Source organism: Leucobacter sp. M11, assembly GCF_035726885.1.
GTDB lineage: Bacteria > Actinomycetota > Actinomycetes > Actinomycetales > Microbacteriaceae > JAPFRB01.
Genome location: NZ_JAPFRB010000004.1, coordinates 620,556 through 623,965 on the forward strand (window position 1 = coordinate 620,556; position 3,410 = coordinate 623,965).

The window sequence follows — 3,410 nt, forward strand, 5'->3', positions numbered from 1 at the left end:
GCTCCGGGACGACGCGGTTGCGACCTCGAACATCCGCATCATGGACCCCTCGGTCGTTTCGCCGACCTTCGGTCAGCTCGAGCAGATCCGCCCGTACTACAAGTTCCCGAAGAGCCTGAACGTGGACCGCTACGAGATCGACGGCAAGGTCCAGGACACCGTCTCCGGGATCCGCGACATCAACATCGAGGCGCAGGAGGGCTGGGTCAACCGGACCCTCGTCTACACGCACGGGTATGGCCTGGTCGCCGCGTACGGCAACCAGCGCTCCTCCGACGGCCTGCCCGTGTTCCTTGAGAACGGCATCCCGACGGACGGCGAGCTCGGGAAGTTCGAGCCCCGCGTGTACTTCGGCGAGAACTCGCCCGAGTACTCGATCGTCGGCGGCAAGACCGACAAGCCGGTCGAGCTGGACTACCCCGCGGGTGAGGACGGCGCGAGCCAGACTTACACGACCTTCGACGGTGACGGCGGCCCCGTGCTGGACAACATCTTCAAGAAGATCATCTTCGCGCTGAAGTTCCAGTCCGAGCAGATCCTGCTCTCCGGTGCCGTGACCGAGGGATCGCAGATCCTCTACGACCGCGACCCGAAGCAGCGCGTGCAGAAGGTGGCCCCGTACCTGACCCTGGACGGCACCACCTACGCCTCGGTCGTGGACGAGCGCCTCGTCTGGATCGTGGACGGCTACACCACCTCCGCGGACTACCCGTACTCCCGGATCTCCGACATGAACGGCCTGACCGTTGACGCGGACAACCCGGACCGCCAGCCCGCGAAGCCGATCAACTACATCCGCAACTCGGTCAAGGCAACGGTTGACGCCTACGACGGTACGGTGACGCTGTACGCCTGGGACGACAAGGACCCCGTCCTGAAGACCTGGCAGAACGTGTTCCCGAACACCGTGAAGAACGTGTCTGAGATGAGCGGCGGGCTGCTGAGCCACGTCCGCTACCCCTCGGACATGTTCAAGGTGCAGCGCTCCGTGCTCGGCCTCTACCACGTGACCGAGTCCGGCGCCTTCTACTCGAAGGAAGACGCCTGGCGCACGCCGAACGACCCGGTCTCCGCCGGTGCGGGCGAGCTCGCGCAGCCGCCGTACTACCTGACCCTGTCCCCGGACAAGGACGCCGAGCCGACGTTCTCGATCTACTCGACCTACGTGCCGAACCAGCGCGGCGAGGGCTCCCGTGACGTGCTCACGGGCTACCTCTCGGCGAACGCGAACGCGGGCTCGACGGACGGCAAACCCGCCGAGGACTACGGCAAGCTGAAGCTGCTGACGCTGCCGAAGGGCGACACGATCCCCGGCCCGGGCCAGGTCCAGAACTCGTTCACGACCGACCCGGAGGTCACCCGACTGCTCAACCTGCTCCGCCAGGGCGAGTCGAAGGTGATCAGCGGAAACCTGCTGACGCTGCCCGTCGGCGGCGGTCTGCTCTACGTCCAGCCCGTGTACGTGCAGGCGACGAAGGGCACGAGCTACCCGGTGCTGCAGAAGGTGCTGGTCTCCTTCGGTGACGAAATCGCCTTCGAGGACACCCTCGACCAGGCGCTCGACACCCTGTTCGGCGGCGACTCGGGAGCGAGCGCTGGCGATAACGAGGTGCCCACCGAGGGTGGCGGCACGGCCGAGGGGGAGACCCCGCCGGTCGAGGTCCCCGAGACGGGCGAGGCGGGCGAGAAGCCCGAGACGCCGACGCCCGCCCCGGGCGGCAACGGCTCGGCCAGCAACGCGGACCTGCAGGCGCTGAAGACGGCGCTTGACGACCGCGAGGCCGCCATGAAGAAGGGCGACATGGTCGCCTTCGCCGCGGCCGATGAGGCGCTGCAGAAGGCCATCGCGAAGGTGCTCGGCGAGTAGTTCGCCGCGCGCCACCCGGCTCCGGCCCCGTCCCCTGTGGGGGCGGGGCCGGAGCCGTTTTCGGGTGCGGCGGCGGGCCGGTGCCCGGGGGAGCGGGGCCGCGGCTCAGCCTCGCCCCGCCCGGTTGTGTCATCCTGGAGGGATGGATCTCGAGGTGTCGCGCCGGCTGACCATCCCCGCCGCTGAGCTGGGCTGGCGCTTTTCGCGATCCTCCGGGCCGGGCGGGCAGCACGTGAATACCTCCGACAGCCGGGTCGAGCTGAGCTGGAACCTTGCGGAGTCCCTCGCGGTGACCCCGGAGCAGCGGGCCCGGCTGTTCGAGCGGCTGGGGCACCGGCTCGTGGGCGACGCGATCACGGTGTCCGCGTCTGAGCAGCGCTCGCAGCTGCGCAACCGCGAGACGGCGCTGGAGAAGCTGCGCGAGATCCTCGCGGCGGCGCTCGCCCCGGACGGGCCCAAGCGCCGCGCGACCAAGCCGACGCGCGGCTCGAAGCAGCGTCGGCTCGCCGCGAAGGGGCAACGCTCCGAGGTGAAGCGGAACCGGCAGCGGCCCGGCAGCTTCGACTGATCCCGCGCCGTGCCGGGGTGCGCCCGAGCGGGCGGCGGGGCCGCCCACGGTAGGCTCGTCTGGTGCCCCCGCGTTCCCCGTTACCTCAGCGCCACGGCCTCGACCCCGCCTGGCTGCGCACCGAGGACCTGGACGGGGGAGCGCGTCGCCCCTGGCCGCTGCTGCGGGACTGGCTCGTGCACCGGGTCGGGGAGCACATCGACGTCGACGCCTTCCTCGCCGAGGAGCGTTTCGTGCTCGAAGACGGAGCGCCCGTGTCCCGCGAGGATCGCTACCGGCCGCACACCTTCGTCTGGTTCCACCGGGATCTCCCGGAGGAGGCCCCCGTGCCGGGGCAGGTGCGGATCGTGCACCGCGACGAGCGCATCGTGGTGATCGATAAGCCCCCGTTTCTCGCCTCGATCCCGCGCGGGCGGCACGTCCGGGAGAGCGTCGTGGTGCGGATGCGCGACGAGCTCGGCCTGCCCGAGCTGACGCCGCTGCACCGCCTGGACCGGGTGACCTCGGGGCTGCTGCTGCTCGCCACGGAGAAGCGCTGGCGGGGCGCGTACCAGTCGATGTTCATGCGCGGCGAGGTCGGCAAGCGCTACCGCGCCGTGGCCCCCCTGAACCCGGGGCTGGCGTTGCCCGCCGTCATGCGAAACCACCTCGCCAAGGAGCGCGGCACCTGGCAGGCCGAGGTGCTGCCGGACCGCGAGCCGAACGCCGAGTCCCTCGTCGAGCTGGAGCGCGAGATCGAGCCCGCCCCCGGCTCGGACGCCCGCCGCGCCATCTACCGGCTCACCCCCAGAACCGGCAAGACCCATCAGCTGCGCATGCATCTCTGGGGCCTCGGCATCTCCATCGAGGGCGATCCCCTGTACCCCGAGGTGCTCGACACCCCCATCGACGACTTCAGCACCCCGCTCCAGCTCCTCGCGAGCGAGCTCAGCTTCGCCGACCCCTTCGACGAAACGGCCCGCCGCTTCGAGAGCG

At 70.1% G+C, this 3,410-nt stretch carries 3 protein-coding genes; all 3 read left to right on the plus strand.

Features of this window, described 5'->3' with window-relative positions:
• A partial coding sequence (locus tag OOT08_RS15130; protein WP_325093625.1) for a UPF0182 family protein occupies positions 1 to 1,867 on the plus strand: 1,867 nt, incomplete at its 5' end.
• 142 nt (positions 1,868 to 2,009) lie between these two features.
• Positions 2,010 to 2,435 (plus strand): alternative ribosome rescue aminoacyl-tRNA hydrolase ArfB, encoded by a 426-nt coding sequence (gene arfB, locus OOT08_RS15135; protein WP_325093626.1) that lies wholly within the window; start codon positions 2,010 to 2,012, stop codon positions 2,433 to 2,435.
• Between the two features lie 62 nt (positions 2,436 to 2,497).
• A partial coding sequence (locus OOT08_RS15140; protein WP_325093627.1) for a pseudouridine synthase occupies positions 2,498 to 3,410 on the plus strand: 913 nt, incomplete at its 3' end.